Consider the following 4997-nt stretch of genomic DNA (forward strand, 5'->3'; position numbering starts at 1 on the left):
CGGCGGCGTCGCGCGGTGCCGGCCCGGTGGGCGGGGCCGCGGGCTCCGGGCGCAGCGGAAGGCGGTCGACCACGCTCACGCCGTGCTCCGTGACACCCAGCACGTAGCGGGCGTCCTCGGTCTGCACCACCACGAGCTGCGCCTTCGCCCCGAGGCCCTGACGCCCCAGCACCGTGATCGGCTCGGCGTCGCGCTTGCGCGACTGGGTCTTCGCGACCCGGCGCTGCAGGAACCACAGCAGGCCGAGCACCGCCGCCAGGGAGAGCCCGACCCGCAGGGCGAGCAGCAGGTCGTCCAGGGTCAGGCCTCGACGTTCTCGAGGATGCGCGTGATCCGCACCGCGTAGTCCTGGTCGACCACCACGACCTCGCCGTGGGCGATCGTGCGGCCGTTCAGCTTCACGTCCGCAGGGGCGCCGGCCGAACGGTCCAGCTCCACGATGCGGCCGGGCTCCAGGTCGAGCACGTCACGCACGGCCATGCGGGTGCGGCCGATCTCGACCGTCAGCTCCATCTCCACACCGGCGATGCGGTGCAGGCGGCCGTCGCCGCCGGCGGGTCGTGCCGGGCGGTGGGTGATGCGCACGGCGAGCCGGCCGATCGTGCGCTCGCCCTCGTCGACCAGGTCGAACAGCTGCGCGTGCGGGTCGGCGAACAGCGCCGACGCATCGCCCGTGGCGGCCTCGCCCAGCACGCCGGGGCCCAGGGCGGTCACGGCCGCCTCCAGCGCGTCGAGCAGCCGGTCGGCGACGGGCCGTCCCGCCAGGCCGTCGATCAGCGCGTCGGGGTCGAGCAGCTGCACGGCGAGCTGGGCTCCGGCTTCGCCGACGAACTGCACGACGACCGCGTCGCCGGTGTCGCCGGAGGCCTGCGACGCCCGTGCGGTGACGGGCGCTGCCGTGGGGAGCCGGGCGGCGAAAGCGGCGGCGACGGCGGATTCGTAAGCGGTGGTGCTGGTCACGCGGACTCCTGAGCGGCGGGGGCGGATGCGGGGACGGTGGTGGTGACGACGCACGCGAGGCGCGCGCCGGAGCTGCCGACCGCGGCCGTCGCGACGGTCTGATCGCCGACCGTGAGCAGCAGCGGCCGGTCGGCGGAGTGGGGGAGGGCGAGGAGGTCGCCGACCGCGAGGTCGAGCACCTCGCGCGGCAGGACCGAGCGGGGGGCGAGGCGCAGTGCGACCTCGACGGGCGCGGCCTCGACCTGGCGGCGCACGAGGCCCGGGGTCTCCGCACGGTCGGTGAGGGCCTCGCGCACGGCGAACCCGGACAGCACGGACGCGGGCAGCATGATGCTCGCCGGCACCGTGCGCCCGCCATGCCGCATCGACAGTCGCGCCACGATCACCGGCTCCCCGGCGGCCGCGACCTGCGCGAACTGCGAGCTGTACTGGATCCCGGCGACGGTGACCCCGGTGGGCAGCAGGCCGTCGAGCGCGGCCGCGAGGTGCTCCGTGGCCTCCGTCACGAGGGAGCGCAGCAGCGCCTGCTCGATCGGCGTGAAGGTGCGGTCGTCGACCGTCGCGGTCGAGCGCCCTCCCACCATCTGCACGATCCATGAGGTGGCGGTGGAGGTCGGCACCTGCAGGATCATCCGCTCGTCGGAGTCGGGCAGGGCGCACACGATCATGGTCGTGGTGGTCGGCAGCGACTGCGCGTACTCGCCGTAGCTGAGCATCCCGACGTGCTCGACCGCGATGGTCGCGCGCACGTGGATCCGGCCGGACAGCTGCGCCGACCACTGCCTGGCGAACGTCTCGAACGCGAGCTCGAGCGTGCGCGCGTGCTCGCGCGACAGCGTCGCCGCACGGCCGAAGTCGTACACCTCGACCTCGGCGGTCGCTGTCGCCGTGCGTGCGCGCACCGCGGAGCGCGCACCGTCATCCCTCACCACGTACCCGACTATCGGGCGGCGGAGGGCGTGCGTTAGGGAGGGGTCAGGGGGAGGTCTGCGCCGCGCCCGCGGCGGGGAGCAGCGCTCGCACCTCCTCGCTCGCATCGGAGAGGACCACGATGTCGACGCGGCGGTTCTCGGCCAGCTGCTCCGGGGTGCTGCCGGCGACCACGGGACGGGTGTCGCCGAAGCCCACCGACTTCAGGTGCGCGGGCGGCAGGCCGGCCGACTCCACCAGGTAGCGCAGCACCTGGGTCGAGCGCCCGGCCGACAGCTCCCAGTTCGTCGGGAACGGCGCGACGGAGCCCCGGGCGTCCGCGTGGCCCTCGACCGAGATCTCGTTGGGCGTCGTGACCAGCACCGATCCCAGCGCGTCGAGCACTTGCGTGGCGGCGGGGCTCAGCGCGGTGCTGTTGGTGGTGAAGAACGTCTCGGCGCTCACCAGGCCGATCGTGAGGCCGCGCTCGTCGATCGTGAAGGTCACGTCGGCTTCGAGGCCGCGCTCGGCGAGCACCTGCCGCAGCCGGTCGCGCAGCGCCGACAGCTCGTCGAACTCCTGCTGCGCCGCCGCGGCCTCGGTGTCGGCGAAGTCCTGGCCCTTCTCGTCCACCAGCTCGGGCGGCACCACGACACCGGTGACCGCGTCGATGTCCTCGGAGGGCTCCTGCCCGAAGCCGGTGGCGAGCGACGCGCTCAGCGCCTCGAACTTCTCCTGGTCGACGGTCGACATCGCGAACAGCACGATGAACATGCACATCAGCACCGTGACCATGTCGAGGTACGACGCCATCCAGCGCTCGTCCGGTCCGCTGTGCTCGGACTCGGTCACGCGGCGGCGTGCGCGCACGCTCATGAGAACAGGTCCTCGGCGTCCTCCGCGGGTGCGGGCTGCTCGGTGCGGCGCGAGCGTCCGCCGGACCGGTCGGACACCAGCGCGCCGAGGCGCTCCCGCACCAGCTGCGGTGCGGCGCCCGCCTGGATCGCCAGCATGCCCTCCATCAGCACGGTCATGCGCTCCAGCTCCAGCTCGCCCAGGCGCTGCAGGCGTCCGCCGATCGGGAGCCAGATGAAGTTGGCCGACAGCAGGCCCCACAGCGTCGCGACGAACGCGGCCGCGATCATCGGGCCGAGCGTGTCGGGCTTGTCGAGCTTCTCCAGCACGTGCGTCAGCGACACGACCGTGCCGATGATGCCGACCGTGGGGGCGAAGCCGCCCAGCGTCATGTAGAAGCGCGAGGCCGTGCGGTTGCGGGCGGCGGTCGACGTCAGCTCGTCCTCCAGCAGCACCCGAAGGTCTTCCGCGTCCGTGCCGTCGGCGATGCTCTGCAGTGCCTGCCGGAGGAACGGGTCCTTCTCCTCGTCGAGGCCCTGCTCGAGGGCGAGCAGCCCCTCCGACCTGGCCTTCTCGGCGTAGCCGACGACCGTGTCGATCATGCTCTGCGCGGTGCGGCGCTCGCCGCGGAAAGCTCGGGGGAGCGACTTCACGGCGTGCAGGGCGTCGCGCAGCGTGCCGCTGGCGAGACCCACGGCGATGGTCGCGCCGAACACGAGCACCATCGGGGCGGGCAGGAGCAGCGAGCCGATGGTCGCGCCCTCGAGGTTGATCATGGCGATCAGGGCCCCGAACGCGAGGACCAGACCGAGGATGAGCGACGGATCCATCAGGCCTCCGTCCCGGCGGCGGCCGTGTCGACGGTGTCCGTGTCGACGGTGTCCGTGGCGACGAGGGCGGCGGCGGTGGCGAGCACTCCCGCGCGGAAGCGGGTGATGCGGGCGATCACGTCGTCCATCGTCTCCGTGACGACGAAGGTCGCGCCGTCGACCATGATCAGCGTCGTGTCGGGCGTGGCCTGCACACGTTCGATCAGGTCGGGGTTCACCGCGAACCGGGTGCGGTTCAGGCGCGTGAGGACGATCATGGGCTCCATCCTGGAAGGCTCGCTCCGTCCGGAGACGGAGAACAGACGGCCCGTCCTGGGCTGTCGGGAGGGACTGTCGGCCGTGCGGCGCGACGCGTTAGGGCGCGGGGTGCGCGACGCGCCGACGACGCCCCGACCTGGCGCGTGCGCCGTGTCGCAGGCGGCCGGGCGCGTCGACCGGGGTCAGCATGGACGGGACCGGACCCGACCGAGAGCGCATCGACGTGCGCGCGGCGCCGGAGGCGGACCGGAAGAGAAGGAGACGCACCCCGTGAAGCAGCGAACCCCGCAGACGGCGGCCGAGACGGCGGCGGAGGACTGCGGGTGCGCCCCGACCCCCGCCGAGCGCGAGTCGCTGTGGCGGGTGAACGTCAGCCGCCGCGGCGCCTTCGGGCTCGGGGCGCTCGGCGTGGTCGCGCTCGCCGCGTTCGGCGTGGGCACCGGGGTGTCGGCCGCGTACGCCGCGACCTATCCGAGCTGGGACGACGTGCAGCGGGCCAAGAACAACGAGGCGGCCAAAGCGGCCGAGGTCTCGCGCATCGAGGGGCTGATCCAGTCGCTCACCCGCAAGGTCGCGGAGACGCAGGCGGCGGCGCAGGTCGCGTCGGACGAGTTCTACGCCGCCCAGCAGGCCTACTTCGCGGCGATCACCGAGGCGGACAACCTCCAGGCGGAGGCCGATGAGCAGTCCGCGCTCGCCGAGTCCTCCGCGAAGAAGGCCGGACAGATCGCGGCGCAGCTGTACCGCAGCGGCGGAGACGACACGTCGCTGCAGCTGTTCTTCGCCGGCTCCGGTGCGAGCGCCGACCAGCTGCTGTCGCGGCTCGGGACGATGGACAAGTTCCTGCAGTACAACCAGTCGGTGTACGACAACGCCGTCGCGGCGCGCAACGCCGCCCAGTCGCTGAGCGACCAGGCCGCGGTCGCCCGCGATGAGCGCGACCGGCTGCAGCAGGTCGCCGAGCAGAAGATGGAGGCGGCACAGCAGGCCGCGGAGGCCGCGCAGGCCGCGCTCGACGAGCAGTCGGCGAACCTGGCGACCATGCAGGCGCAGCTCGCGGCCCTCAAGGACACCACGGCCACCACGGTCGCGCAGTACCAGGCGGGTGTCGCGGCGCGCGAGGCCGAGGAGAAAGCCCGACGGGAGCGTGAGGCCGCGGCGGCGGCCGCGGCGGGCGGCGGCAAC

7 protein-coding genes are annotated in these 4997 nt (G+C 73.4%); 1 reads left to right on the plus strand and 6 read right to left on the minus strand.

The window, feature by feature from the left end; translation table 11 throughout:
- The 6 genes from DW297_RS08050 to DW297_RS08075 all read right to left on the minus strand — a co-directional run.
- The coding region (locus DW297_RS08050) for a flagellar biosynthetic protein FliO (RefSeq protein WP_240744557.1) at positions 1–250 on the minus strand (250 nt) is incomplete at its 3' end.
- 50 nt (positions 251–300) lie between these two features.
- Positions 301–960 (minus strand): flagellar motor switch protein FliN, encoded by a 660-nt coding sequence (fliN, locus tag DW297_RS08055; protein WP_136031168.1) that lies wholly within the window; start codon positions 958–960, stop codon positions 301–303.
- A complete protein-coding gene (locus tag DW297_RS08060; protein WP_136031170.1) occupies positions 957–1892 on the minus strand; it encodes a flagellar motor switch protein FliM in 936 nt (311 codons plus the stop codon). Before DW297_RS08060 ends, fliN begins: the two co-directional genes overlap by 4 nt.
- Before the next feature lie 43 nt (positions 1893–1935).
- Positions 1936–2745, minus strand: a complete 810-nt coding sequence (locus tag DW297_RS08065; protein ID WP_136031172.1) for an OmpA/MotB family protein — start codon at positions 2743–2745, stop codon at positions 1936–1938.
- On the minus strand, positions 2742–3554 hold the full coding sequence (locus DW297_RS08070; RefSeq protein ID WP_136031174.1) for a motility protein A: 813 nt from the start codon (positions 3552–3554) through the stop codon (positions 2742–2744). Before DW297_RS08070 ends, DW297_RS08065 begins: the two co-directional genes overlap by 4 nt.
- On the minus strand, positions 3554–3811 hold the full coding sequence (locus DW297_RS08075; RefSeq protein ID WP_136031176.1) for a flagellar FlbD family protein: 258 nt from the start codon (positions 3809–3811) through the stop codon (positions 3554–3556). The genes DW297_RS08070 and DW297_RS08075 overlap by 1 nt, the downstream gene beginning before the upstream one ends.
- 271 nt (positions 3812–4082) lie before the next feature.
- On the opposite strand from DW297_RS08075, the gene DW297_RS08080 reads away from it, so the two are divergent.
- Positions 4083–4997 (plus strand): coiled-coil domain-containing protein (locus DW297_RS08080; RefSeq protein ID WP_240744558.1); only part of this gene is annotated, 915 nt, incomplete at its 3' end.

The organism is Microbacterium sp. PF5 (assembly GCF_004794315.1).
In the GTDB taxonomy this organism is placed as follows: domain Bacteria; phylum Actinomycetota; class Actinomycetes; order Actinomycetales; family Microbacteriaceae; genus Microbacterium; species Microbacterium sufflavum.